Consider the following 25011-nt stretch of genomic DNA (forward strand, 5'->3'; position numbering starts at 1 on the left):
AGGGGCAGTTGAGATCAACAATCAGGATCCACAAAGAACGATCGACTCGGGCTGAAACTGGCGATCGAGATTGAGTCGCCAGCTTTGCCAGTCCACGGTTTGATCGCCTTTTACCGACAGGATCAGGTACGAGTAGTCAGGCCAAGCACAGGCACGATCGAACTCGGATGGAACGGCCGGATGTTGCGGGTGTGAATGATAAACCCCAATGATATCAAGGTTACGGGCACGACCGGCCCGCATGGCCCCCAACATCGTGGCCGGGGCGATCGCATAGCGACGCTCAGGACTGGTTTCGCCAGCGGGGATCGGATCCAAGGTACGAAAGGGTTCATCGGTGAGTTGCTCCCAATCGTTATTGGCGGGCCACAGCTCATAGACAATCGCCGCGATCGCCTCGATCGCCCCCATGGAACCTGCGGGGGCTGGATCCCTTGGGCCGACTGGTGACTCAATCGGTAATTCAACCGGTGATTCAGCCGGTAATTCAATCGGTAATTCAACTGGGGTGCGCACTTGCCGGCCCAGCAACAGGCCGCAACATTCATAGGGCAAAGCCGCTTCCGCTGCTCGACACAGTTGCTCCAGGAGCGATCGGGAGAGTTGGAGAGTCATCTTTCAAGGGCCATCGCCGTTACCGGTGCTTTGGGAGGCGCGAGGAATGCAGCAGGTATTTTGAGATTTTGCAAATTCTTTACAGAATCTTTGCCAGATTTTGCAAAAAAATGTTACAAAATTTTTCGTATCTTCAGCTACAATCAGGTCGAAGCAAATCCGACCGGATACCACACTGCGAAGATTGAATTCCTGATGCAATCGCGTTTTGGGAGACGCGGCTTGCCTCACGACAGATTTTCCGTTTCCTCGGATGCACTAAAACGACGCAACTAGAACTGGAAAGCGGCGACCCGATCGGGAACGCCGCTTTTTGTTGCAATTCGTTTGTTGAAATTAGTCGGTCGCAATTGGTTTGTTGCAATCGGTTTGTTGCAATCAGTTTGTTGCAGGCGGATTAAGGCAGCCGTTAGCTCGCCAAATATTCCCGCACATCGGTGCGACGGCGCAGTTGCTTCAGGGCTTGGTGTTCCAACTGACGCACCCGCTCACGGCTGATGTTGAGTCGATCGCCCACCTTGGCCAAAGACAGTTCCCGACCATCTTCGAGGCCAAAACGCAGGGTAATCACATCCCGTTGTTGAGGAGTCAGCTCCGCCAACAGGGCTTGCAAATCCAAGCGCAGGGCCTCGCGGCTGGCGTAATCTTCCGGCAGATCGCCTTCATCTTCCAGCAAATCCTGAAGCTCCGTGTCTTGGTTGTCGCCCACTCGCAACTCCAGGGAAACCGGTTGCCGCGAAATCAGCATGAATTCTCGCACTTGGGCCGGTTCCAATTCCAGCTCGGCCGCCACTTCCGAGAGCTTGGGCGATCGACCCAGTTTTTGGGTCAATTCCCGCTGCACCCGCTTCACCTTATTCAGCTTTTCGGTGATGTGAATCGGCAGGCGAATGGCGCGTGATTGCTGGGCGATCGCCCGCGTGATCGCTTGGCGAATCCACCAGTAGGCATAGGTTGAAAATTTGTAGCCCATCATGGGGTCAAACTTTTCCACCCCACGCTCCAAACCCAAGCTACCTTCTTGGATCAGGTCTAAGAGTTCTAGGTTGCGTTTTTGGTATTTCTTGGCGATCGAAACCACAAGACGCAGGTTGGCTTCAATCATTTTTTTCTTTGCCCGATCGCCCACCCGCAACTGCTGGCGCAGATCTTCCACCGAAAGCTGGGCGGCGGCGGCCCATTCCTGCTCCGTGGGCGATCGATCCAACTCGCCCATCAGCTTCTCTTGGATGTCCAAGAGCCGCATCATTTGCTGCACTTGTTTGCCCAGAATAATTTCCTGTTCATCAGTCAGCAACGGAACTCGGCCAATTTCGTGCAAATAGGCGCGAACCAAATCGGCACTGTCACCTTCTCGCGACTTGGATCGCTGCGTTTGGGGGCGAATCATAGCGGTCGGCATGGTCAGCATCCTATTTTCAATCACAAAGACGCGAGCACAAGAGCTTGCGGGTCGGCGTTATTCGTCAGCGTTATCGGCGTTCATTGATGAGCAAGTCTGTTTCAAAAAACGCCCTGGGAAACGAGTCCCACAAATTCCAAATTCGGATCTACACTGAAGATCCAAAGGTCAAGAGTCCACAAACCAAGAGCGGCCAAAACCCACCTGGCAACACTCAAAGGGACAAAGAATTAGACGGTCTTGGATTGCAAAAAGTTCATTAAATTAACCTTGGGCAACAGTTCCCAGCAGAGTTACGGCGAGCCATTAGGCGACAATTTCGCAAAACCACGAAAAACGCAACCAAAGTCAGCCAAAACTCAGTTAGTCAAATTCGGTCACAACTGAAAATTCAGCAACCAACCAGAAATCAACCGGAAATCCATCAAAAATTAACCGAAAATCAGCCAGAATCGATCAAAACCAGTTCAGAATCAGCCAGAAATGCACTGGAAATCAGCCATTCAAGAAGGATTGGAGTGTGATCACGAAGGGAGTTATGGGCATTCAGTTTCCTTGAAGTTCATTGGTGAATCTCCCGGAAGCAAGATCTCAGCTCGATCGGTAACGTTAAGGGTCGAAACAAATACCGAAGCACTGAAATTGGGCTGTTATTCACTCCACAAACTTGAATGAAGAATCAGGCTTTTTCAGGTTTCTGAGCGCGACTCTTTTTCCATAGTGATCGCAAAAGTTGGAATTGGGTACGACAGACTGGGGAGCAATAACCGAACCTGAAAGATTGGTATCCCGCCCTGCGCTTGGTTGGTGCGCTGGGTTGGGGTTTTGGAAACCCCTTCAGCCGCTTCCGAGGATCAGCATCATGGTCTAGGTATAGCCAGCGGGTGCGACATTGCCATGGCAGTCATACGAAGTTTTTGTCACACCACTGTTAAGCTTTGCGGGCCCGCGCGATCGCCCCTGATAGCCGTAGCCGTAGCCATGGACATTGCCATAACTGGTCGCTTGGGGGTTGAGGAAAAATCACGGCTGTTGTAGAGAGTTCGGGCAATCAGGTTTCAGGTGCTCAAGATCCTGCGGGCGATCGCCCGATCAATCGCCTGCCCCATAACCCAACCCATCAACGTTCCATGAGCACGTTTTAAAATCCCAGATCGGCCTTGGCTTTGTCCCCTTCCGCGATCGCGATTTCATCGGGCAGTTCTTCCCAAAAAGTGTCGCCAATTTCCGCATAGAACTTCTCGTCATAGGGACGAGTTCTAACCACTACAGGCATGGGCACGGCATGGCCCAAAACTAGGGCCTGTTGCTTGGAATCCAGCTTGGCCAAAACCGATCGCAGGCTTTGTCCTCCTGCCACACCGGTAAAGATAGCTTCAATATCTTTTTCGTCATTCAACAGGGCTGTAATTCTGGTTCCAATTTGCGACATGACCTCGTTATCAATCCCCGAGGGACGCTGATCAACCACCAGCAAGGTGACAAAATATTTCCGCATTTCACGGGCGATCGTGCCGAAAATAGTTTGCTTGGCGGTGGCGGGATCTAGGAAGCGGTGTGCTTCCTCAATCGTGATCATCAATTGGCGGGGCTTGTCGTTGGGATCCTTGGTTTGCAAAAAGCGCTCAGCTTTGCGCACGTAAATGCCATGAATTCGACGAGAAATAATATTGGTGGCTAGCATATAAGCCAACATGTTTGATTGGGAACCAAATTCGATGATGACGTGTTTTCCAGCTTCCAGGGAGTCCAAAATTTGCTTGATATAATCCGAGCCAGCATTTCTCATGTATTTGATTTGATCAAGACGATTCAACTTTCGTTGCAGCGCCATGATCGAAGATTTGCTGCCCATTTTGGTTTCGCAAAAATCCTGAATTTCCTCATTCGTCATGCTGAGGAGCCGTGAAATCCAAGATTTACCAAATTCATTTTGCAAAATAATTGCATTTTCAACGCTGGCTTCGGAAAGATTCAGTTCCGCACTCACCAGCATCAAATCTTCCACATCAATTTGGTCATAACTGATGTAGAGTTCTCGGGCATCGCGCACGCCTCGGCGCTTGGTGGATTCCGCGTCCAGGGTGTAAATTTCCACTTGCCCCGGGAAAAGTTGTCGCAACCCTTTGACGGTGTTGATTCCTTTGCCTTCGCGCATGGCTTCCCAGCCATATTCCGAATGCATATCAAAGATTAAGTTCACCGCCACTTGCTTGCGAATTGTGCCCGCCAACAGCAGACGGGTGAGGAATGATTTCCCGGTTCCCGATTTCCCAAAAACGCCGTTACTGCGCTCCACGAACCGATCGAGGTCAATGCAAACGGGCACATCGGTATCGATCGGCATTCCAATCGCAAAATTGCGTCGCTGGGGATCGTCTTCCCAACCAAACACGATCCGAAAGTCCCGATCACTCGCTTCATAGACCTGCGAAAAGTGACTAGGAATGGTTTTCACAGGTAACAATTCCAAATTGGCATCGCGGTTAGCAGCAAAGGAGGCTAAATTACTGGATGCTTGGTTGCCGTTTTTGTCCTTGGCTTTGCCGTTTTTGCGGGCCGATCGGGCAGATTCTGGAGCCAAGCGATCGGGTAAAGGCAGGTTTTCCCAGTCCATCTCTGCCTGGGGCACAAACATCAGCATGGGAGCGAGTTCGATCGTCCCAAACGTGCCACTGCCGGCCAGCACATCGCGCAAAAAATCATCATCGGGATGGGGCGGATCGATCGTAATTCGTTGGCTGGAGGTTCCCAAAGCCACATCGGTTAACATGCAAAAAAAGTGCGATCGCCGCCCCCGCACCACCAAAAATTTGCCCACTCGCATCTCTTCCACGGAAACATCGGCATGGAGCCGCACCTCCAGCCCTTCGCTAAGGGAACCTTGAATGACTGAGCCGAGTGGAACGTCTTGGGGCATAGGATGAGACAATTTAGGAAACGATTTAGCCAGTATGAAAGCGGGAGGTTGTGATTGGGAATTGCGAACAAACCGCAATTTAAGGACTGATTAAGATCTGGTTCAAGCCGGAATCGATCAATATCAGATCAGCATCAGATCAGCGCTCAGATTGACGAAGATCAAACGATCATCTCGTTATTTTAACGGCATTATCTACCCTTCAGATTTACACTCGGTGTTTCGGCCATGAGTATCTGTTTATCGCTCATTGTCAAAAATGAAGCCCATCAGATCGATCGCTGCCTCAACAGTGTGCGCGACTGTGTGGATGAAATTTTAGTGTTAGATACGGGTTCCACCGATGACACCGTTGAGCGGGCCCGATCGCATGGGGCGCGGGTGGCTTTTTTCGATTGGTGCAATGATTTTGCGGCCGCTCGAAACGCAGCTTTGGCCCAAATCGAGAGCGATTGGGTGTTGGTATTGGATGCGGATGAGTGGTTGCTGCCGGAAGCGATCGAACCGATTCGCGAAGCGGTTAGCTATCCAGAGCATTTGGTGGTGAATTTGGTGCGTCGAGAATTGGGCGCAGTGCAATCTCCCTATTCTTTGGTCTCGCGTTTGTTTCGGCGGCATCCTGAAATTCAGTTCGATCGCCCCTACCACGCCATTATTGATGACAGTGTGGTGCGGCTTTTGCAACAGGAATCCCACTGGAAAATTGTGTCTCTTTCAATGCCGGCCATCGATCATGATGGTTATCGGCTCGATCGGATTGCCAGTGCTTCCAAAGCCGATCGGGCTAAGGCTGCCATGGAAGTTTTTTGGAAAGCAAATCCAGAGGATCCCTACGTCTGTAGCAAGTTGGGGGCCCTGCTCATCGACTTAGGAGAACCAGAACAAGGGATCGCACTCTTAAAAACCGGTCTCAAGCGGGCAGAACAAGAGAAAATGACCGAAGTTTTATATGAGCTACACTATCATTTGGCAATTTTTTATAATCAACAACAGAACCTCGATTTAGCCCAAGCCCATTATCGTGCGGCTTTGCGCCAACCAGTTCTGCCAATTTTGAAATTAGGTTCTTTGATCAATTTAGGTAATCTTTATCGCCAAAAAGGAAACCTACAGGCGGCCTATGAGAGCTACCGCCAAGCAGTGATCATTGACCCCAACTTTGCGATCGCCCATTACAATTTAGGTTCAAACCTACGAGCAATGAACCGTACTTTGGAGGCGATCGAGCATTATCAAAAAGCTATTGAACTCGATCCAGCAAAGCCCGAATTTCACCAAAATTTAGGCGCAGCTTTCTTGAAAGGTGGCAATGTGCCCGAAAGCCTGAAAGCCTTCAAGACAGCCGTTGAATTATATGATCAACAGCAGTCACCGGAAGCGGAGCGAATTCGCCAAACTTTGCGAGAGCTGAAATTCGAGATTTAGTTTGAAGTTTGGTTTGAGGTTTAGTTTGAAGTTTAGACTCAGAAATTCAAAAAGCGCTAAGCAAGCCCCTTGCGTTCATCGCCAGTCCATCACTGCAAAAAGCGTCTAAAACAACACCTAAGCAACAGATTGGTATCGCAGTAATATCTTGAGTCAGGATCGAATCAGGGTTGATTGACCATTGCTGAGCTATGGGTTGACCTTACCAGACTCAGTGTTCTTGAAAGCCCCCCGTTGAGAGGCGATCGCGTCGGCCCAGCGGGTAGTTTCTGGCAGTCTGTAGCGCGGGGTGCAATTCAAAACCAACTCGATCGCCGTGGGTAAACTCACTCGATGCCCCGAGGAAACATAAAGCGGCCGACAATTGTGGCGCGATCGGACAATTGCACCAATGGTTTCTTCGCGATCGATCAAAGGTTGCCAACTTCCTTTCGCCAAATCTAGCGGCTCGTGGGTTCCAATCAAGTGGGATTTTGCCACACCAATAGTTGGCAGGTTCAACAACAATCCCAAGTGGCAAGCTAACCCAAACCGACGCGGGTGAGCATAGCCTTGACCATCACATAAAACCAGATCTGGTTTTTGTTGAAGCTGATCAAAAGCTTGCAAAATCACTGGCACTTCTCGAAAGGATAAAAATCCCGGCACATAGGGAAAAGGAGTGGGAATTCGAGCGATCGCAAATTCGAGTCGCTCCAAGCCAGGAAAGCTCAAAACCACAACGGCTGCACGGGCGATCACGCCATTTTCTTCAAACCCCACATCAGCTCCCCCAATCAATTTTGGGGCAGAGAATTGATCCTGCAAGATCACTCGATCGCGCAGTTGATTTTGAATTTCTTTGGCGGCTTCCGTTGTTTTTGGCCAATCATCAATTAAGTTCATTTCATTAATCTCATTTGTTACATTTTTCTTTTAAAAATTTGATATCAATAACGTTTTTATTAAATTTTCTGCAATGCGTATCATCTAAGACGTTGGAAACCGCAAATAGTGCATTAATTCTCCGAGCAGCTCACCAGATAAATTCAAGCGGCGTTTTAAGTCAATTAAACTGCGGAAAGCACCCTGCTCTTGACGATCGCGAATCATTCTTTCTGCTAAGGCGCGATCGACCCCCGGCAGCCGCTCCAGTTCATCAACTGTGGCGTGATTAGCATCCAAGGTTCGTTGAAAAGAAGCCGCCTCCGGATCGTAAAAATAAAACCGTAAAACCGGTGTCCAAGGCTCCAACTGTGCCACCGTTACACCTAAAGCAGCAGCCAAATCTTCTAATCCATAAAACACCACTCCACTCGCACTCAATTGAGTCAGCAAGGTGGCTTGCCGAATCGATAACCCTGGCAATCGTAACCAATCGTCAATGCTGGCGCGATTAGCATCAATTGCAATGCCCATTTCGGCCGCTACTACCACTTCCAACGCAGAATTGAGCCGACAAAATGGATCACGCGCAATTTTGCTGCGAGCTGCTTTCAAAGCCGGGTTCGCAGGCTGAAAGGGAGCTTGAAGCCAACTAAATAACGGATTCTGAGAAGAGAACTGAGGCACAGAAGTCAACAAAATTATGGTGATTTAACTAACTGGAAGCTTCTAGCTAATTGGATTTCAGTCAAGCCAAACTTGAGTGGCTACTAGATTTTGATCCAACTTAGATCAAGATCTGAATCAGTGCTAAAAAGTTGAGATCAGGTCATGGTTCGCCCAGCAACCAAGGTCAAATCTTTTAATCTTTCAAACTTAGATTGATGACAGCCAATCTAAATTTGGTCGAGTAGCAGACGGCGCTTTTGTTCAAACTCTGCCTCAGAAATTAATCCCTCTTGGCGAAGTCGATCCAATTCTCGCAGGGCATCCCCCACCGCATTGACCCGCTCCGGTTGCACAGTAACCGTGACAGTTCGTTGGGTGGCCGGTAGCTCTTTATTAAAGTTGCGATCGAACTCTTCTTGGTCTTGGGAAAGATACCAAATTGCCTCGATCGCACTGGCAATTTGCGGAATCATTGTCCAAAAAAACAGAAAATAAGCCACGCCCCACCATCGTTGCCGCAAATAGAACTTGTGCAACCCCGATGCAAAGGGAACCACAAAACAGGTGAGGGCCAGGGCCACGGCCATCGTTCGCTTGCGTGGTCGGGTTAAGGTTCCTGCCACTTCCGTCATGGTTCTCTCCTCAGTTAACTGGCTGGCAATGGAAGTTACTCGTTAGACAACGGATTCAGCAACGAAACATAGAAAAAGCAAGGCAAAACAGGCGAACAATAGAGCATTGACCGTTGCCAAGCCTCGGCTACTCTGGGGACTCAGCACCGGTCTGGAACTCCCTTGGCTGAGTTGGTGGCAGCGATGTTGCGCCCATTGTTCATGATAGTTGGCAAATTGGCGGGTCGAGGGGCGGCGCGCGCCAAAGCAACATCGGTTACACCCATTGAACACCCATTGAACCGCAGACCGAGCAAACCAGCCCTCGATCGCCCCTGTTCATTGCCCTAATTTCTCTGCGCAAAGTCCGATCGTTCAAGTTCGGATCTCCCGACTGGGTGGGCGTTTTGCCTCAGAGGAGAATCGGCTAAGATCAAAGACAAATGGGTGTTAACAATGACCCAGGCATAAAACATGAGCATTTTTGATTCTGAAATTGTCCAACAGGAAGCCAAGGAAATTTTTGGCACTTATCAATCCCTAGTGCAGCTTGGGGGTGACTACGGCAAGTTCGATCGCGAAGGGAAGCGACTTTACATCGAACAGATGGAAACCGTGCTCGATCGCTATCGAATTTTCATGAAGCGATTTGAATTGTCAGATGATTTCATGGCCAAAATGCAGGTGGAGCAACTGAAAACCCACCTCTCGCAATTTGGGATGACTCCTCAAATGATGTTTGATCAGATGCACGTCACCTTGGAGCGCATGAAAGCAGAATTAGAAGCATCCAAAAATTAGGTCGTTTTCCTATTAATTTTCAATGGATTGCCTGAGCCATTTCAATTCAAAGTGGCATTGGCTTCTGATGAGCCTGGCCGTTGATGTATTCGCTGGCCGGTTGAGTTTCAGGCAATGCGAGAAACTCAGCCAGCGACAGGGCCCGATCGCGGGAGACAGCAAGCACCATAAGCAGCCTCGCAGGGGGATGAGCTGTTTCAATTCTAGCGATCGCCCGCGATCGGCTCCCTAAACCCGCAACTGTGTAATGGCGATCGCGCCGCTAAACCCGCTGAATGAAAGCCACCAAAGAAGCTGACTTCTCTAAGTCACCCTCGCCCGAGCCAAGCGGCTGCTTTGACTGGCAGCAGAATCGCAAGCCCCTTTCCCCTAGGGCAGGCCAAACAGTTTCACAAATAAGGCAGTCTGCCTAGTCTTTTTAGCCCTAGAAACTGAATTGCCCGAGCAGATAATAAGATTTTGATAAATGATTCAGCTTTATCGAAAGCAAATGTGATACTGATTTAGACGCTGGATCTATGCTGCTATGCCTACGAAAAAAGTTCAAACTGTTGGAATGATCATCCCAAACTTACTAAGGGGTGATGTAGAAGGCTGGAAAAATACAGGATGGCATGGAGTTACCCAGACCACAGCAGAGCTTTTAAGTTATTGGTTTGAAGAAGATCGGGATGGGGCCAATTTTCATCCTTGTCAGCAGCAAGCGATCGAAACAATTATTTATTGCCATGAGATTCTGGGTATTAAAAATCCTTACCAACTCTATGAAGAGTTTTCACCCAATCACCCGGAAGTTTCAAAACTGGCGCGATCTAAAGTTTTACAGGATGAGCTAAACCCGATCACTTTTCCGAAATACTGTCTCAAGATGGCAACGGGCAGCGGTAAAACTTGGGTTCTCAATGCCTTAATGGCTTGGCAGTATTTCAACGCAATCAATGACGAAAAGCCAGGAATGTTCACCAAACGCTTTTTGATTGTGACACCGGGAAAAGAAGTCCAGAAGCGTATCCTTGATGCGGTCAGGCTTGGGGGTAATGCAGATATTAATAAGCCTTTATTTATGCCTCCCGGTGCAAGGTGGCGCGATCGCTTCTTCTTCGAGTTATACGAACCCACTGATTTTCGAGAAAACTTAACCCTGACCGATGATGCTTTTGTAATGGTGACAAATTGGCAACAGTTCCGATTCTCAAATGACGATCCATCTCTGTGGGAAGACTTGATGGGAGAAAGGGAAGAAATACCCAAAGCAGAAATTATTGGTGATTTGTTAACGGAATATCCTGATCTGTGTGTGCTGAATGATGAAGCTCACCATGTCCATGCGAATAAACGTCCAAACCCTACAACCCAAAAGGATGAAGAATTGATTTGGCGGCGGTTTATGACCTATCTGCACCAAAGGCAATTAGCAAACCATTCTGATAGTGAATACTGCTTTTTTCAGCAAATTGATTTTAGTGCAACTCCGTTTTTCGGAAGTGGTGACAAAAAAGATTATTTTCCTCATATTGTCTATGATTATCCGCTGGCTCAGGCTTCGGGAGATATGCTGGTTAAGCAGTTATTTTTAGAGCAGCGGCAAGGCGCTAATCTTATTGATCTGGATTTTAAGGCGGAACGAGCTGAAGCTGAAGGGAAAAAACGAGGTGAAATTCTCGGGTTATCGCGTGGTCAAAAGATCATGCTTGAGATTGGTAAATCGAAGTTAGAGCAGCTTACTGAAGAGTTTCGCGCCAAAGGCATTGATCGTAAGCCTGTCATGTTGGTTTTGGCGGAGGAAACAGCGGTCGCGGATTTGGTGGGTGAGCATTTTAACTCTTTAGCTGATAGTGAAGGAAGCTTTTATAGCGATGAGCGGATGTTGGTTTATCACTCCAATCTCAAGACAACTGAGTATGCTGAGGCAGAAAAACGTTTAGATGATATCGACAATGACCAAAATCCTTTGCAAGTAGTCATTTCGGTTCTGTCAGTTCGTGAGGGGTTTGACCGAACGAATATCTGTGTGATCGTGATGCTCAGGGCTAGTGAAGCAGATTTATTGCTAGAGCAAATCGTTGGTCGAGGTTTGCGGCTGATGTTTCCAAGGTATAAACCTGAGTATGGCCAAATTCAAGAGCTGAAGTCGGAAGCGCGGCAACAACTTCTTAATCAAGAAGCGCCGAGTAATGCATTTGATTGCCTGTTTCTAGTAGAGCATCCAAAGTTTAAGGACTTCTATGAAAACTACCTAAGAAATCAGGGCTTTTCGATTGCCTCTGGTGATAGCTCTGCCCAGACAAGTGCGGGAGATTTGGTGACAGTCGATGCAGAAGTTGATCGAATCGCTAAGTATGATTTAGCTTGGGCGACTCAAATTTATGATCAGACTCCGATTCCAAATTTGGCAGACATTGAAATTGAGAAATTAGGCCATTTCCAGGTTCCCTTTAAGCTCCAAAAACAGATGACAGCTCAGGTAATGATTACTGATGTTCATGTGGAGACGGAAACGAAGGCTAAGACCTGGAACCTACAAAATGATTATTTTGACTATAGTTTTTTCTTACAGCAGATGGCACGTACCATCACGCAAACAGGAAAGATGAAGCATTTAACGGCATTTAGTGCAGATATTGCGGCTCTGGTAGATGAGTATGTCACCCGTCGTCTCTTTACTGAAGAGATTGATTTTACTGAACCGGCAAATTATCAGGTTTTGCAGAATCAGCAGGTGGTCGATTTTATTGCGAATCAGGTACGATCAGCAGTTCAGGAAGCGATGGGGGATATTCAGTTTCAGCCGGGGGCAGTGTGGCGCAAATTATCCGATGTTTCGCGGCTGATGATGCGTCAGAAGAACATGGTGTTGACTAGGCGCTGTATTTATCCATCTCAGGCGGTGCAGTCTCAAAGTGGGGGTTTTGAGCGGCAGGTCATCACAAAATTACTGAACCCCTCGCCAGAAGTCTTGGCGTTTGCGAAATTAGACCGAAAACATGATTTGATTATTCCCTGGCGCGATGATCGGGGGATTCAACGGAAATACGAGCCGGATTTTGTGGTAAAAACGGCTGAGAGGATGTTTCTGCTTGAAACAAAGGGCGACCACCTATTAACCGATTCAGGTACAAGGTTAAAGGCGCAGGCGGCTAAGGTGTGGTGTGACTCTGCATCGCGTGTTTCACCTCCAAAGCTATATGAACAGCCTCAGGAGTGGGAATATCTAGTGTTAAAGGAAAGTGTATTTGATGTAAATGAAGGCGCTTCTTTTGCAGCTTTGTTGCCAATCATGAGGCAAGAGGCGGCAGGTTTAGTGGCAGGTTTATATGGTGAACTAGGATTACAACTTTAAGATTATGACTGAAGAAAATACGAGAAGACGGAAAAAAGATTCGGCCAAGTTGGTTTGGGACAGTAAGCCAAAACGTGCGCCAAACCCGAGGGATATTGAGTTTCAGACGGCGGAAATTGTGATTCCGAATCCTCAGGAGGCTCAAGGTAGCTTAAATTTGCCCTTGTTTGCGGTTCCTCAGGCGGGGGTCACTTCTTTGTTTCCTGATGCTATGGGTGAGTTGCCATTAGGTGGTCAGGAAATTGATAAAACCCAAATGAATCGGCTGATTTGGGGTGATAATCTGTTGGCCATGCAGGCTCTTTTGGCTCAGGGCTATGCGGGTAAGATCGACCTGATTTATATTGATCCGCCGTTTTTGAGCAGCGCTGATTATTCGTTTCAGTTTACCGTTGAAGGAGAAGAAATCACTAAAGAAGCAAGTATTATTGAGCGGCTAGCTTATACAGATACTTGGGAAAGTGGGATAGACTCCTTCTTAGATATGATTTATCCAAGGCTTCAGTTGATGAAAAGACTTCTGAGTAACAAGGGAAGTATTTATATCCATTTAGATTGGCACGTTTCACACTACATCAAAATAATTCTAGATGAAATTTTTGGTAACAGTAACTTTATCAATGAAATTACTTGGAAACGCAGAGGTGGTGCATCAAATGTTTCCAAAAGCTATGGGGCTGTAACTGATACTATTTTTATTTTTTCTAAAAGTGAAGATTATGTTTTCAACCCTATCAAAACAAAAGATTCAGAAGAAGTACAGGAATATATAAAACAGCGCTTTATATATGACGATGGAGATGGAAGACTGTATAGTAGAGATCCTCTTACGAATCCAGCTTATCGTCCTAATCTTATCTATGAATATAAAGGTTATCAACCTCCAACGAAAGGTTGGGCAATTTCAAGAAGTGTCATGGAAGAATGGGATGCAGCAGGCAAGCTATATTTCCCTTCAGATAAATCACAAAGAATTAGAAGAAAAACCTTTCTTGATGAATATGAAGGTCAGCCAATCCAGAATTTATGGACAGATATTCATGTTATCAATTCTCAAGCAGTAGAAGAAAATTTAGGTTATCCAACTCAAAAACCAGAAACTCTTCTAGAAAGAATTATTCAAGCCTCATCTAATGAAGGTGATGCAGTTGCCGACTTTTTCTGTGGTAGCGGAACTACAATGCGAGTCGCTGAAAGATTAGGCAGACGCTGGATCGGCTGTAATCTTGACAAAGTTGGAATTCAGGTTTCTCGTAACTCCCTGGTTAATCAACAAGCCAAGCCATTTCTGCTGGAAAACATCGGTAATTACCAGCGGCATATGATTTATTTGTCCGGTTCAAAGATTGGGGAAATGCAAAAAATTATCCTCAAACTCTACGAAGCCGAACCCCGCACCGATCGAGCCGATGTCGGCGTGAAAACCCTTGAGGATGGGAGCACAGAACTGGTTTATGTCGGCTACCCCGATCGCCCGACCACTGCGAAAAAGGTCATGGAATTGGCTAAGGATGCTGAAATTTTAGACGGTATTGGCTATCCCAAATTAGTGATTCTTGCTTGGGACTATGATTACAATTTCAGCAACGAATTAGAGAACTTCAAAAAACAACGAAAATTCAAGGTAGAGGTTCAGGCGCTGACCATTCCGCCAGAAATTTATAACTACCTGAAAAAAGCAAAAAGCGATGCTGATTTAGAAGGTTTACGGGAAAAATTGATTTTCCACGAAAAGCCCTATGTACGGGTAAGCCATTCTGTTGATGATCGGGGTGATCAGCGGGTGATTACGGTAACGATCGATCGCTACGTCTTGATGGCTCTTCCTGTGCCCGAAAAACAGCAGGCAGCCCTTAGGAAAGTGATTAAGGATAACTTCGCAGCTCTGATCGATTATTGGGCAGTGGATTGGGATTATGACGGCGTGACATTTAAATCGATGTGGCAAGCCATGCGGGGTTATGGAAAACGGACTGAGACGGTGATTGCGACGGCTAGCAGTCCAGAAATTCCTAAGGGTAAACGCTCTGTGGCGATTCGGTTAGTGGATATTTTCGGGAATGACGCGAGTGCAATTTTTGAGGTGCAGTAGGTAACGCCAGGTCAGGTTTTAGCCAGTTTATCCGCGAGCACCACATAACCATCAGTGATCACTGTGGTGGACGTGTCTGAATCGCCTTGTCACACGTCTGCATCGATCGCTAAAGGGGCATGGGAATCAAGAACCCCGCCGCAAGCGGACGGGGTATGGAAGTAGATCTGTTCCCAAACCTAAAGATTCAGATTGCAGTTTTTTGTTTTCACCGCAGAGCGGCGGGGAATCTGACCCATATTCGATTGAATGATAGATCCCAGCGATCGCCCGCGATCGGCTCCCTAAACCCGCAACTGCGTAACAGCGATCGCGCCACCAAAGCAAATGGCCACATCGGTTCCGGGTTTGTAGGGACGACCCCCATAGATGCCGTTGTACTGATAGCCCTCCTCTGTACGCCGGTAGATCGGTGGAACCGGGTCACGAGACAGCTCACAAAATACGATTTCGGGATCGGGAGCGCCGGGGTCAAGGTGCGGGAAATTCACATTCCAAAAACTGCCCGGCTCCCAGGGGCGATCGAGCAACAGGGGCAACACCCGCGCTGCCTGCTGAGCCGCCCAGTCCCAATCGATTTCCAAGGGCCGTCGAATCCAGTGCGACAGGGCGATCGCCCGTCGGCCTTGCAGCGTTGCTTCCCGAGCAGCCGCCACCGTACCCGAGTTATAGACATCCGTGCCCAGGTTACCGCCCGCGTTAATCCCTGACAGCACCAGGCCCACCTCGGGAACCAGCTCACTGACGGCCAACCGCACACAGTCAGCCGGTGTGCCCGCCACCGAAAACCCGCGATCGCGCTCCTGCACCGCCAGCACCCGATGGTTAGTAATCTGGTGGCCACAGCCCGACTGTTCCGCTGCGGGCGCAACCCACCGCACTGAACCCAACTGCAATTCCGTAACGGCGCGATCGAGCGCGGCGATCCCCGGCGCATCGTACCCGTCATCATTCGTCAGCACCAAAACCTGCGCCATAAGTCCTCAGCGATCACGAACAGGTTTCTATTGTTCCACTGACCAGCCAGCCACAGCATCCACCCACGCCCCTCGACACCATCAACAGACAAGGGGTTTAAACCCCTTGCCCCTAACACTAGGCGATCAATTGGCCGCAATCGATCGATTAAAATTCAGTCAAGCGCAGACTCATCATCACACCGGTCATTCACCGGAAAACTTCCGCCTCAACCATCACAACAAAATGGCCAGAGACCTATTCCATAACGTGGTTAAAGCAGCTTTAATTGCAGAAGGATGGCAGATTACCCATGATCCTTTTCCAATTGATTATGGAGATGTGCAAATGCAAATTGACCTGGGTGCAGAGCGCTTGTTGGCAGCCCAGCGTGATGCCGATAAAATTGCAATTGAGATTAAGAGTTTTATAAATCCTTCAGCAATTTCTGAATTTCATACGGCAGTTGGACAGTATCTCAACTATCGTCGTGCGCTTCGAGTTCAGGAACCCGACAGAATTCTATATTTAGCTGTTCCCAGTCAGGCTTATCAGCAATTTTTTCGACTTAAATTTGTCGAAGAAGGAATCAAAGAGTATCAACTGTATTTAGCTGTTTATGACGTTGAAGAAAAGAGGATTATTCAATGGATAAAGTAGATCAATATCGCCAGGTCATTCAAGAAATTTTGCTTGAGCACAGCCAAATTCAGCCAGCCTATGGCGAGATTGAAATGGCAGCCATATTTGACCATGAACGTGATCACTATCAAGTTATGCGGTCAGGTTGGCTTCAGAAACAACGAGTCTATGGCGTTCTAATTCATATCGATCTCAAGGGGGAAAAGATTTGGATTCAATATGATGGAACAGAAGTAGGCGTGGCCAATGAACTCCTAGAAAAAGGCATTCCCAAAACAGATATCGTATTGGCTTATCACTCGCCATTTATGCGTCAATATAACGGATTTGCCGTTAGTTAGCCATTAGTGTTTGAGTAGCCGAGCAATCTGCTTTTTAGCTGATTAGGAATGCGATTCGGTCAGAGCAGCCGCTTGGGCAGTCATCAATTCACCGATGCCTTGTTCGGCTAAATCCAGCAGTGCATTCAGTTGCGATCGGCTATAGCTGCCCGATTCCGCCGTCCCCTGCACTTCAATTAAATTACCCTCGCCGTTCATCACCACGTTGAAGTCCACATCGGCGGCCACATCTTCCGGGTAGTTCAAATCCAGATAGGCGGCTCCCTCGATCAACCCCACGGAAACAGCAGCGACTGGCGAGGCGATCGGCAACGTTGTCAACTCCCCAGCGGCCACCAGCGATTGCAACGCATCCACCAGCGCCACATAGCAACCCGTAATCGCCGTGGTGCGTGTGCCCGCATCGGCCTGCAACACGTCCGCATCAATCGTCAGGGTACGTTCCCCCAAGCCCCGCAAATCCACCGCCGCCCGCAGGCTCCGCCCAATTAGCCGCTGAATTTCTTGGGTGCGCCCGGACAGCTTGAAGGTTTCCCGCGACTGGCGATCGGGCGTGGCCCCCGGCATCATCCGATATTCCGCCGTCAGCCAGCCTTGGCCCGAATCAGCCAGCCAGCGCGGCACACCGGACTGCACAGACACGGTGCAAATCACCTGCGTATCACCACAACAGGCCAACACAGACCCGGCAGAATATTTGGTGAAATTTCGCTGAAACTGAACGGGGCGGAGCTGGTCGGGCGATCGACCGTCGGGACGTTGCCAGGACATGGTTAGGGGTGCAAACAGCGGATAACGTTAACCAACCTGGGCTGCCAGTTCTTCCAATTGGGCCTGTTGATCTTGGGTGATGCAAGACTGAATCATCTCGTCAATGTCACCTTCGAGGGCCGCCGTGAGGGTGAAGTTTTGGCCCAAACGGTGATCGGTCACGCGATTGTCTTTGTAGTTATAGGTGCGAATTTTTTCCGATCGGGAACCGCTCCCCACCTGCGATCGCCGGGCAGAAGTCACCGCCTCCTGTTGCTCTCGCATCTTCATTTCGTAGAGCTTGGCCCGCAAAATTTGCATCGCCCGCTCCTTGTTCTTGAGCTGCGATCGCTCCTCCGTACAAAACACCCGAATGCCCGTCGGTTTGTGGTACAGGTCGGCGGCGGTTTCCACCTTGTTCACGTTTTGGCCACCAGCCCCGCCCGATCGCGCCGTGGTTAGCTCAATGTCCTTCGGGTCGATGTGAACTTCCACTTCATCCACCTCCGGCATAATCGCCACCGTGGCGGTGGAAGTATGTACCCGGCCGCCCGCTTCCGTGGCCGGCACGCGCTGCACCCGGTGAACACCCGCTTCATACTTCAGCTTGCTGTAAACCCGATCGCCCTGCACTTCCAGGATCACTTCCTTAAAGCCGCCCGCCTCCGACAGCGACTCGCTCGCCAACGCCACCTTCCAACCCTGAGTGGTGGCATAGCGGGAATACATCCGCAGCAAATCGCCCGCCCAAATACAGGCCTCATCGCCACCCGTGCCGGCCCGAATTTCCAACATGATGTTTTTGTCGTCGTTGGGGTCGCGGGGCAGCAGCAAAATTTTCAGTTGATATTCCAACTGGGCGACCCGATCGTTCAGCTCTTCAACTTCCAGTTGCGCCATTTCCCGCAACTCCGGGTCATCGCCCGACTCCTTCAGGATTTCGCGGGCCCCTTCCAGGTCGCTGACGGCCGTTTTCCATGCGTCATAGGTCGCCACCGTTTCTTCCAAGGACGATCGCGCCTTGGCCACTCGCTGAAATTCTGTCGGATCCGTGGCCACATCAGGATCCGCAAGGCGGCGGGTTAACTCATTAAAGGTTTGCTCAACGGATTGCAGCTTATCGAGCAAATATTGTTCAGCCATCGGGTCGCAGGGCGATCGTGAAATCGAATGAAGGGAGCAAAATACTACCACCATGCTATCAACGATCGTCCCCCGACCGCCGATTTAGCCAATACCACAAAAATACGGAGCTAGGACAGATCAGAGGCTTGCCACCTCTCGATCAGACCAGATCGACTGGCCAACCCCGCCACGGAATGGCACCGCCACATGGCGAATCAAAAATGACTGCATACCCAATGGCCGCACACTCAACTTCTTGAATATATTTCAGGCATTCACTCTTCGGCCCCTCTTTGCCTGCATCCCGCCATCCCCAGGGATTTCCTCGATCCACAGGCCAGATGGAATACTGCGGCTCATGGTTAACCACCACCTTATAAATTCTTTGGTTTTCATTCGTCATTGCCATTTCTCCGAATGAAATAAAGGAACTATATAACTCGTCAGTACTATTTCAGTTATAAGTTTGCTCGTCAGTTCATGGAGCAATCAAAATATTAGCTTTATATTTTTGATAGAGATTAAAATTTCTTGTAAAAATCCTTAACCCAAGAACCAATCAATTCATCTTTTTAGTCCAGAAAAGTCAATTGGAGGCTTTAAATCATAAAAATAAGATACGAAATTCTTTAAATCAGAAGAAATTGCCCATTGTCAGAATTCATAAAAACCAATCATCGAAGCTTGGTTTTAGTCAAGGGTAAGATTGCGCGATCAGAAAATCAGGACACAGAAAACCAGTGAGGGAATATTAATGGGCTGACTATTAGGAGATCAGGGCAGAGGAAATTAGTTAGGGAATATTAATGGGCTGGCCATCGCGGGTGTAAATTGCGATATCCCACTGGCCACTCCGTTCAATTTCAAAGGCGATGCGGCTGCCGTCGGCGCTCAGTTGCGGGTTGCGGGTTTCTAGTTGCAGGGCTTGGGTCAGGTTGCGGAGCTGGTTAGTGGTGCGATCGTACAGGTAAATGTCGGTGCGGCCTTGGCGACTGGCAGAAAAGGCAATCCAACGGCCATCGCTGGAAATGCTGGGGCTGGCGGCGATCGTGTCAAAGGCGTTTAGCTCTGGCAGCTCGATCGCCCGTCGTTCCTGGAGGTCATAGAGCAACACATCCTGGCTGCCCCGACGATCGGACACAAACACCAAAAAGCGCCCCGCCACGGCCGGGCTGGTTTCCGAAAAGGCGCTGTTGAGGCTGTTGGGGTTGGCTCCGGCCGCATCGAACGGGAAACTGAGGGTGCGACCACTGGCGCAACCCACCAACCCGATCGCCCAACTGGCGATCCAAAGCTGTTGCAGGGGCGATCGCCCTCGGCGGCATTGGCTCATGGCACGGGCCCCTCGCTGATCAAGATCTCGGCACAAGATCTAGGGCAACAGCTTTTTGAGGGCCAGCAGGGATTCTGCATTCAGCGTCACTTCCACAGCTTGGCCCGCTGGGCGATCGATCAACGTGAGAATGCATTGGCCACCACCGGTTTTGACCGTGGCGGTGGGATTGTTGAGGGCGATCGTTTCCAAGCGAGCTTCCGGCTGCCCCACCCGAATCACCACATCATTTTGAGATTGGGGATAGATGTAGAGATATTGCCCATTGGCTGACAGCTTCAAGGATTGGGGCGTGCTGTTGCGTTCCAAGTCGCTGCCCAGCTTTTTGTAATAGAACGTGATGCCCCGCACTTCTGGCCCTTGGATGGTGAATTCATCGTCGAAGCGCTCCGCGTCCCAATCGAGGGTCTGGGGATCCGTGGCGCGATCGAGCAAGCGCTGTCGCCAGGTCACGGACTTGCCTGCCAAGCTCACCCACCATTGGCGGATCGTTTCAAAATAAGCAGCATTCTCCGGATCGTTGCTGCCGTAAAGCCAAGTTGCGCTGAAAGGTTGCACGGACAAAATCCCGTTTCAAAATCCCATGAACTAATTGAACAATTAATCTTTCAATTATTTTCAATTCATTAGTTTCAGTTCATTAAACCGTTGGGGGGCGATCGCCCAGATTACCCAAATCGCCAAATCATCCGAATCGCCCAAATCGCACAACAAAGGCGAGAGCGTTACCCTAGGAAGACGTTTGGGGACAATCATGGGGGAATCATCAACCGGAGCAATCAACCGTTGATTAGCCCCATAGCCCCAAGCTGGGAACCGGGTCGATCGACCCGCCATCCCAGGCTTGTTAACCCAACTTTAACCAGCGATGAACCGGCGACCCACCGCAGGCCGGCCCCAGGAGCCAAAATTGCGGAGCCAAGATTGCGATGAATGTGCCGCTAGTTTATCACCCCGATTATGTCGCGCCGTTGCCACCCGGCCACCGGTTCCCGATGCAAAAGTTTGCAAGGCTCTATGACCGGTTACGCAGCGATGGCACGGCAACCCCAGAACAGTTTCACCAACCCGATCGGCCGCCCCAGGACTGGATTGAGCTGGTGCACGATCGCGCCTATGTGGAAGCCTATTGCCAAGGCACTTTGGATCCAAAAGCCCAGCGCCGAATCGGGTTGCCCTGGTCGCCAGCCTTGGCCAATCGCACCTGCGTGGCGGCTGGTGGCACGGTGCTGACGGCTCGGCTGGCCCTGCGCCATGGGCTGGCTTGCAATTTGGCGGGCGGCACGCACCACGCCTTCCCCGATTTTGGCTCCGGGTTTTGCATCTTTAACGATTTGGCGATCGCCACCAGGGTTTTGCAGGCCGAAGGCTTGGTCGATCGGGTCTTGATTGTGGACTTGGATGTGCATCAAGGGGATGGAACCGCCTGGATTTTTCGCAACGAACCGCAGGTCTTCACCTTTTCCATGCATTGCGAGGCAAATTTTCCCGCCCGCAAACAGGCCAGCGATTTGGATGTGGCATTGCCAGAGGGCATGGAAGATGATGACTATTTACAAACGCTCGATCGCTTCCTGCCAGATTTGCTCGCCCAAGTGCGGCCCGATCTGGTGATTTACGATGCGGGGGTAGATCCCCACGGAGGCGATCGGCTGGGCAAGCTCGCCCTCACCGATTCTGGTTTATTTCGGCGGGATATGCAGGTGCTGACTACCTGTGTAGCGGCGGGCTATCCCGTGGCCTGCACGATCGGCGGCGGCTACTGCGATGATTTGGCGGCCCTGGTCGATCGCCATGCCCTCATCCACCGAGCAGCGGCTCAGGTCGCCCAGTGCTACGGTCTCTGAGCTGCTACGGTTTCTGGGCCACTGATGCGCCACAAGGGCGATCGCGCAACATATCGCCCACCGGCCAGACAAAACCAGATCCAACAAAACCAGGCCAGAACCCGACAGAACGGCCGCCGGGCGATCGCCCCTTTCAAGACCCAAAAAATCCCAGCAACGGCAGAACAGCCCTCGGGCGATCGCGCCACAGGCGACAATAGAAATCGGGCTGGCAGAGCAGACCGACGCGCACAATTGCTTCACAACTCCCTATGATGCTGTCCAAAGGCTTTGAAATTGAAATCTATACCGGAACCCACGATGGGCAAATTGTGGGCCTGTCCGATCGAATTACCGCCAACCTCGATGGCTTTGTGCGCGAACCCGACAGCCGCAACGTGGAATACACCACCGCTCCCCTGTGCAGCTATGAGCGGTTGCTGTGCGATTTGCTCGTTCCTCGGTTGCGCCTGCGCCAATACCTGAAAACCCTGGGCCCCTACACCCTAGTGCCCGGCGGCACATTAGCCCTCGGCGGGAGCGATCGCTTCTACCGATCTGACCCGGCCAACCCTTACCACGCCTACATTGAACGCACCTACGGAACCAAAGTCGTCACCGCCAGCGTTCACATCAACATTGGCATTGCCGATCCAGAACTGTTGATGCGGGCCTGTCGGCTGGTGCGGGTGGAAGCGCCGCTTTACTTGGCCCTGAGTGCTTCCTCTCCTTTCTTGGATGGCGAACCAACCGGATTCCATTCCACCCGCTGGCATCTGTTTCCCCAAACGCCCGATCGAGTGCCCCTGTTTGAAAGCCACGCGCACTTCATTCGCTGGACGGAAGAGCAATTAGAACTGGGAACCATGCAAAATGTCCGCCACCTCTGGAGTTCCGTGCGGCCCAACGGCGATTGCCGACCCTATAACCTGAATCGATTGGAAATGCGGATTTGTGACCCGGTGATTAACCCATTGGCCCTGCTGGCGATCACGGCCCTACTGGAGGCTCGGCTGTGCCAATTGATGGACGATCCCAGCTTAGATCCACTCACTGCGAGCCTGTTGCCGGCCACCACCCGCAATGACGATTTATTGTCGTTGACTCTGGCCAACGAAATGGCCGTCGCTCGCCACAGCTTGGATGCATCCCTACGCCATTGGCAGGATGGCCGCACCATCAAGGCCAGGGATTGGATCGCTCAACTCTATGCAGAATTACGCCCGATCGCCAAAGAGCGCGGGTTTAGCTGCTTCCTGTCACCCTTGCAGCGCATTTTGCGGGAAGGCAATGCCGCCCAGCAGTGGCTCCAGCAGGTGGAAACGGGCCACAGTTGCCAAGCGGTGGTAGCCCAGGCGATTCAAGAGGCCCAGCAGTGGGAACGGGAATTGGCAGACCAAACCTGTCAAGGTTCATTGGTGGCCTAGGTCGTGGGTGGGGCCAGCCTGGTTAATCGCGCCCATGGATTGCGCTTCAGCCGATCGCGCCGATTTGATCCGCATGATTCAGATCAACTCAGATCAAGTCAAATCGAGTCAAATCGAGATGATCAGTTGGGATAATCAGCGGTTCGATCGCCAATCTTGCCAGCGCAACTTCAACGACACATAGAGCGGCCACTGGTAATGTTCCAGCACCAACCAGGCGGCCAAAATGAAATGCCCGATCGCCGCTGAAATTAACCACCCTTGGCCAAATCCCACCGATCGGGAGCTGGGTAAAGGGGGAAAGAGGTATTGCGACAAACCAATCAACCCCACCGGCCCGATCGCCAAAATCACGGCCAGCAGCCAAATGGTCGGTGTGAGCGCTTCATTGCTGTAGCGCACCGGTTGCCACGATCGCCCCAACCAACGCCACTGCAAGGGCTGGGTGCTGTCTTCCACCCGCAAAATCCGAGATTGCAAATCCAGCGTGAACAGATGCCGACAAAAATCGCAGGCCCAGGCATCCTCCATCATCGGCATCGGCTGAATTTGTCCGTGGCGACAAATGGGACAGGGGTGCTGATCGCGATCATCCAAGGGAGCCAACACCGACCACCCCAACTCCCGAGGCTTGGGCGCTTTGCTGAATCTGGGGGGGCGATCGCCCGATCGCTGAAAATCAAACGCACTCATGGTGCCCCTGGCTCTCAAAACCGTTCTCGCTCAGTCTAGCCAGTTGCCCCCGCGAATTTCCCATCCCTTAAGAAAATTCACGCCTCTTGGGCTAATCAACGGCTTCCCCCGCCTCCGGATCAATGCCCAACTCCCGCAGCCGCTCCGCCAAGCGATCGGCCCGTTGCTGGGCCTCGTCAGCTCGCTGGGCCTCGGTTGCGGCCCGTTGGCGTTCGGCGGCGGCTCGATCGCGCTCCACCTCCGCCTCGCTGCGATAGCGTCGGCCCTGAGCGTCGCACCAAGTCAGGACTTCCCGATCGAACGGGTCATCCACCAGCCGATCGCGCCCAATTCCCAAGCCAATTTCCGGCATCCAGCAAGGTTCACCCACCTGAAGTTGATAGGTTCCCTCCACCAGCTTGTAAACCTCTAAGGGCAAGTGACCATCCCGCCGCCAAAATTCGGGATTGTAGATCACGTAATACAACACCCCCAGTCGGGCGTAAATTGCCATTTTTTCGTCATACTCTTCACCCGGTGTGTAGGAAACCACCTCCAAAGTCAAAATCGGTGGGATGTTGTTTTCCGTCCAGGTGATGTAGCTACGGCGCGGCTTACCATTCTTGCGGCGATCGACCCCCAGGCTCAAAAAGCCATCGGGAATCACCGGCACTTTCGGATGAGGCCCCGTGGCGTGGTAAACCCCCATATCAACCGCAAAAAACCAGTCTTCCCGATGCTTCCAAATGTATTCCAGCAGGAACAAGAGGACGTTGGGAATAAAATTCTGGTCTTCGTTATCCACGGGAATATCGCAAGAATCGGGGAGTTCGTCAGCGTTGGGCAATGATTCTAGGAAGGATGGCAGCATGGGGCGACGCTCCTGGCATTGCGGCCTAACATTCTCCATTCTGGCAAAGGATTTTGGCCAAGGTTGATCCCGGTTTCGATCGTGCCTCGGTTCGGTGGATGGGAAGCCACAGGATAGAATGAAGCCGACAAGATTCTTAACGCGCGATCGGGCGCTGAGTCTGTCCCCCGCAAATTCCTTGAGATCCGGGGGGCAAGGGGCTTAAGCCCCTTGTCTGGGCCCCTCAATCTCAAGCGCCAGTCATTGGGCTGGTTCATTCATCCAACTCGGCTGAACGGCCCTCCCGATCGCCCCCTCAGCCACTCGCAGCCGCAACAAGAGACAAGCA

23 protein-coding genes and 1 pseudogene are annotated in these 25011 nt (G+C 50.7%); 8 read left to right on the forward strand and 16 right to left on the reverse strand.

The genetic code is table 11. The annotated features are described in order from the left end of the window. Window positions 1-21 precede the first annotated feature (21 nt). The 3 genes from H6F46_RS09490 to H6F46_RS09500 form a co-directional block, all read right to left on the reverse strand. Window positions 22-615: a M67 family metallopeptidase gene (locus H6F46_RS09490; protein ID WP_190354583.1), complete on the reverse strand. Its 594-nt coding sequence runs from the start codon at window positions 613-615 to the stop codon at window positions 22-24. Window positions 616-1024: 409 nt separating this feature from the next. Next, entirely contained in the window at window positions 1025-2017 is a 993-nt protein-coding gene (locus tag H6F46_RS09495) for an RNA polymerase sigma factor, RpoD/SigA family (RefSeq protein ID WP_099533740.1), read from the reverse strand. 1141 nt (window positions 2018-3158) lie between these two features. After that, window positions 3159-4937, reverse strand: a complete 1779-nt coding sequence (locus H6F46_RS09500) for a helicase HerA domain-containing protein (protein ID WP_190354584.1) — start codon at window positions 4935-4937, stop codon at window positions 3159-3161. Between the two features lie 228 nt (window positions 4938-5165). On the opposite strand from H6F46_RS09500, the gene H6F46_RS09505 reads away from it, so the two are divergent. After that, window positions 5166-6362, forward strand: coding sequence for a tetratricopeptide repeat protein (locus H6F46_RS09505; protein ID WP_099533650.1), 1197 nt, complete (start codon window positions 5166-5168; stop codon window positions 6360-6362). A gap of 189 nt (window positions 6363-6551) precedes the next feature. Here H6F46_RS09505 and nfi read toward each other — a convergent pair whose 3' ends face one another. The 3 genes from nfi to H6F46_RS09520 form a co-directional block, all read right to left on the reverse strand. Next, window positions 6552-7247 (reverse strand): deoxyribonuclease V, encoded by a 696-nt coding sequence (gene nfi, locus H6F46_RS09510; protein ID WP_190354585.1) that lies wholly within the window; start codon window positions 7245-7247, stop codon window positions 6552-6554. A gap of 84 nt (window positions 7248-7331) precedes the next feature. Further along, complete coding sequence (locus H6F46_RS09515) at window positions 7332-7760, reverse strand: ComEA family DNA-binding protein (protein WP_190354586.1); 429 nt, start codon at window positions 7758-7760, stop codon at window positions 7332-7334. 362 nt (window positions 7761-8122) lie between these two features. After that, window positions 8123-8527 carry an NINE protein gene (locus H6F46_RS09520; RefSeq protein WP_190354587.1) on the reverse strand — a complete coding sequence of 135 codons (405 nt, stop codon included), beginning with the start codon at window positions 8525-8527 and terminating at the stop codon, window positions 8123-8125. Window positions 8528-8980: 453 nt separating this feature from the next. Here H6F46_RS09520 and H6F46_RS09525 point away from each other — a divergent pair, with 453 nt between their 5' ends. Beyond that, window positions 8981-9307 carry a DUF1825 family protein gene (locus H6F46_RS09525; protein WP_190354588.1) on the forward strand — a complete coding sequence of 109 codons (327 nt, stop codon included), beginning with the start codon at window positions 8981-8983 and terminating at the stop codon, window positions 9305-9307. Window positions 9308-9359: 52 nt separating this feature from the next. On the opposite strand, the pseudogene H6F46_RS19320 reads toward H6F46_RS09525, so the two are convergent. After that, window positions 9360-9476: pseudogene (locus H6F46_RS19320) on the reverse strand (Uma2 family endonuclease); the annotation flags it as partial. A gap of 357 nt (window positions 9477-9833) precedes the next feature. Between H6F46_RS19320 and H6F46_RS09530 the strand changes: the two are divergent. Together H6F46_RS09530 and H6F46_RS09535 are read left to right on the forward strand one after the other, a co-directional pair. Continuing rightward, complete coding sequence (locus H6F46_RS09530) at window positions 9834-12647, forward strand: DEAD/DEAH box helicase (protein ID WP_190354589.1); 2814 nt, start codon at window positions 9834-9836, stop codon at window positions 12645-12647. A 4-nt stretch (window positions 12648-12651) separates the two neighbouring features. Then, a complete protein-coding gene (locus H6F46_RS09535) occupies window positions 12652-14739 on the forward strand; it encodes a site-specific DNA-methyltransferase (protein WP_190354590.1) in 2088 nt (695 codons plus the stop codon). A gap of 284 nt (window positions 14740-15023) precedes the next feature. Here H6F46_RS09535 and surE read toward each other — a convergent pair whose 3' ends face one another. After that, window positions 15024-15716 (reverse strand): 5'/3'-nucleotidase SurE, encoded by a 693-nt coding sequence (gene surE / locus H6F46_RS09540; protein ID WP_190354591.1) that lies wholly within the window; start codon window positions 15714-15716, stop codon window positions 15024-15026. A gap of 106 nt (window positions 15717-15822) precedes the next feature. On the opposite strand from surE, the gene H6F46_RS09545 reads away from it, so the two are divergent. Both H6F46_RS09545 and H6F46_RS09550 read left to right on the forward strand, forming a co-directional pair. Then, entirely contained in the window at window positions 15823-16356 is a 534-nt protein-coding gene (locus H6F46_RS09545) for an element excision factor XisH family protein (RefSeq protein ID WP_347278304.1), read from the forward strand. Next, window positions 16344-16679 (forward strand): XisI protein, encoded by a 336-nt coding sequence (locus H6F46_RS09550; protein WP_190354592.1) that lies wholly within the window; start codon window positions 16344-16346, stop codon window positions 16677-16679. The genes H6F46_RS09545 and H6F46_RS09550 overlap by 13 nt, the downstream gene beginning before the upstream one ends. A 42-nt stretch (window positions 16680-16721) precedes the next feature. Here H6F46_RS09550 and rph read toward each other — a convergent pair whose 3' ends face one another. The 6 genes from rph to H6F46_RS09580 form a co-directional block, all read right to left on the reverse strand. Next, a complete protein-coding gene (rph, locus tag H6F46_RS09555; protein ID WP_190354593.1) occupies window positions 16722-17450 on the reverse strand; it encodes a ribonuclease PH in 729 nt (242 codons plus the stop codon). A gap of 27 nt (window positions 17451-17477) precedes the next feature. After that, window positions 17478-18572 (reverse strand): peptide chain release factor 1, encoded by a 1095-nt coding sequence (prfA, locus tag H6F46_RS09560; protein ID WP_099533664.1) that lies wholly within the window; start codon window positions 18570-18572, stop codon window positions 17478-17480. A 142-nt stretch (window positions 18573-18714) separates the two neighbouring features. Continuing rightward, window positions 18715-18963, reverse strand: coding sequence for an MbtH family NRPS accessory protein (locus tag H6F46_RS09565; protein ID WP_190354594.1), 249 nt, complete (start codon window positions 18961-18963; stop codon window positions 18715-18717). Window positions 18964-19347: 384 nt separating this feature from the next. Continuing rightward, window positions 19348-19887: a TolB family protein gene (locus tag H6F46_RS09570; protein WP_099533666.1), complete on the reverse strand. Its 540-nt coding sequence runs from the start codon at window positions 19885-19887 to the stop codon at window positions 19348-19350. A gap of 39 nt (window positions 19888-19926) precedes the next feature. After that, a complete protein-coding gene (locus H6F46_RS09575; RefSeq protein ID WP_099533668.1) occupies window positions 19927-20445 on the reverse strand; it encodes a hypothetical protein in 519 nt (172 codons plus the stop codon). A gap of 60 nt (window positions 20446-20505) precedes the next feature. Next, a complete protein-coding gene (locus tag H6F46_RS09580) occupies window positions 20506-20724 on the reverse strand; it encodes a hypothetical protein (RefSeq protein WP_190354595.1) in 219 nt (72 codons plus the stop codon). A gap of 92 nt (window positions 20725-20816) precedes the next feature. Between H6F46_RS09580 and H6F46_RS09585 the strand changes: the two genes are divergently transcribed. Next, on the forward strand, window positions 20817-21734 hold the full coding sequence (locus H6F46_RS09585) for a histone deacetylase (protein ID WP_099533671.1): 918 nt from the start codon (window positions 20817-20819) through the stop codon (window positions 21732-21734). Between the two features lie 251 nt (window positions 21735-21985). Beyond that, entirely contained in the window at window positions 21986-23140 is a 1155-nt protein-coding gene (gene gshA, locus H6F46_RS09590) for a glutamate--cysteine ligase (protein WP_190354596.1), read from the forward strand. A gap of 135 nt (window positions 23141-23275) precedes the next feature. Here gshA and H6F46_RS09595 read toward each other — a convergent pair whose 3' ends face one another. Together H6F46_RS09595 and H6F46_RS09600 are read right to left on the reverse strand one after the other, a co-directional pair. After that, window positions 23276-23833: a hypothetical protein gene (locus H6F46_RS09595; protein WP_190354597.1), complete on the reverse strand. Its 558-nt coding sequence runs from the start codon at window positions 23831-23833 to the stop codon at window positions 23276-23278. A 91-nt stretch (window positions 23834-23924) separates the two neighbouring features. Continuing rightward, window positions 23925-24683, reverse strand: coding sequence for a Uma2 family endonuclease (locus H6F46_RS09600; protein WP_190354598.1), 759 nt, complete (start codon window positions 24681-24683; stop codon window positions 23925-23927). Between the last annotated feature and the right edge of the window lie 328 nt (window positions 24684-25011).

This window comes from Limnothrix sp. FACHB-1083 (genome assembly GCF_014696485.1).
Classification (GTDB): domain Bacteria; phylum Cyanobacteriota; class Cyanobacteriia; order CACIAM-69d; family CACIAM-69d; genus CACIAM-69d.

Excerpts from the sequence above, each read along its gene's own strand:
- H6F46_RS09525 (WP_190354588.1), top strand. The coding sequence starts at position 8,981 with ATGAGCATTTTTGATTCTGAAATTGTCCAACAGGAAGCCAAGGAAATT.
- H6F46_RS09505 (WP_099533650.1), top strand. The coding sequence starts at position 5,166 with ATGAGTATCTGTTTATCGCTCATTGTCAAAAATGAAGCCCATCAGATC.
- H6F46_RS09515 (WP_190354586.1), bottom strand. The coding sequence starts at position 7,760 with ATGGGCATTGCAATTGATGCTAATCGCGCCAGCATTGACGATTGGTTA.
- H6F46_RS09490 (WP_190354583.1), bottom strand. The coding sequence starts at position 615 with ATGACTCTCCAACTCTCCCGATCGCTCCTGGAGCAACTGTGTCGAGCA.
- H6F46_RS09595 (WP_190354597.1), bottom strand. The coding sequence starts at position 23,833 with ATGAGTGCGTTTGATTTTCAGCGATCGGGCGATCGCCCCCCCAGATTC.
- H6F46_RS09530 (WP_190354589.1), top strand. The coding sequence starts at position 9,834 with ATGCCTACGAAAAAAGTTCAAACTGTTGGAATGATCATCCCAAACTTA.
- nfi (WP_190354585.1), bottom strand. The coding sequence starts at position 7,247 with ATGAACTTAATTGATGATTGGCCAAAAACAACGGAAGCCGCCAAAGAA.
- prfA (WP_099533664.1), bottom strand. The coding sequence starts at position 18,572 with ATGGCTGAACAATATTTGCTCGATAAGCTGCAATCCGTTGAGCAAACC.
- H6F46_RS09520 (WP_190354587.1), bottom strand. The coding sequence starts at position 8,527 with ATGACGGAAGTGGCAGGAACCTTAACCCGACCACGCAAGCGAACGATG.
- H6F46_RS09585 (WP_099533671.1), top strand. The coding sequence starts at position 20,817 with ATGAATGTGCCGCTAGTTTATCACCCCGATTATGTCGCGCCGTTGCCA.
- H6F46_RS09500 (WP_190354584.1), bottom strand. The coding sequence starts at position 4,937 with ATGCCCCAAGACGTTCCACTCGGCTCAGTCATTCAAGGTTCCCTTAGC.
- gshA (WP_190354596.1), top strand. The coding sequence starts at position 21,986 with ATGATGCTGTCCAAAGGCTTTGAAATTGAAATCTATACCGGAACCCAC.
- H6F46_RS09580 (WP_190354595.1), bottom strand. The coding sequence starts at position 20,724 with ATGGCGGGTCGATCGACCCGGTTCCCAGCTTGGGGCTATGGGGCTAAT.
- H6F46_RS09570 (WP_099533666.1), bottom strand. The coding sequence starts at position 19,887 with ATGAGCCAATGCCGCCGAGGGCGATCGCCCCTGCAACAGCTTTGGATC.
- surE (WP_190354591.1), bottom strand. The coding sequence starts at position 15,716 with ATGGCGCAGGTTTTGGTGCTGACGAATGATGACGGGTACGATGCGCCG.
- H6F46_RS09535 (WP_190354590.1), top strand. The coding sequence starts at position 12,652 with ATGACTGAAGAAAATACGAGAAGACGGAAAAAAGATTCGGCCAAGTTG.
- rph (WP_190354593.1), bottom strand. The coding sequence starts at position 17,450 with ATGTCCTGGCAACGTCCCGACGGTCGATCGCCCGACCAGCTCCGCCCC.
- H6F46_RS09550 (WP_190354592.1), top strand. The coding sequence starts at position 16,344 with ATGGATAAAGTAGATCAATATCGCCAGGTCATTCAAGAAATTTTGCTT.
- H6F46_RS09565 (WP_190354594.1), bottom strand. The coding sequence starts at position 18,963 with ATGGCAATGACGAATGAAAACCAAAGAATTTATAAGGTGGTGGTTAAC.
- H6F46_RS09495 (WP_099533740.1), bottom strand. The coding sequence starts at position 2,017 with ATGCCGACCGCTATGATTCGCCCCCAAACGCAGCGATCCAAGTCGCGA.
- H6F46_RS09600 (WP_190354598.1), bottom strand. The coding sequence starts at position 24,683 with ATGCTGCCATCCTTCCTAGAATCATTGCCCAACGCTGACGAACTCCCC.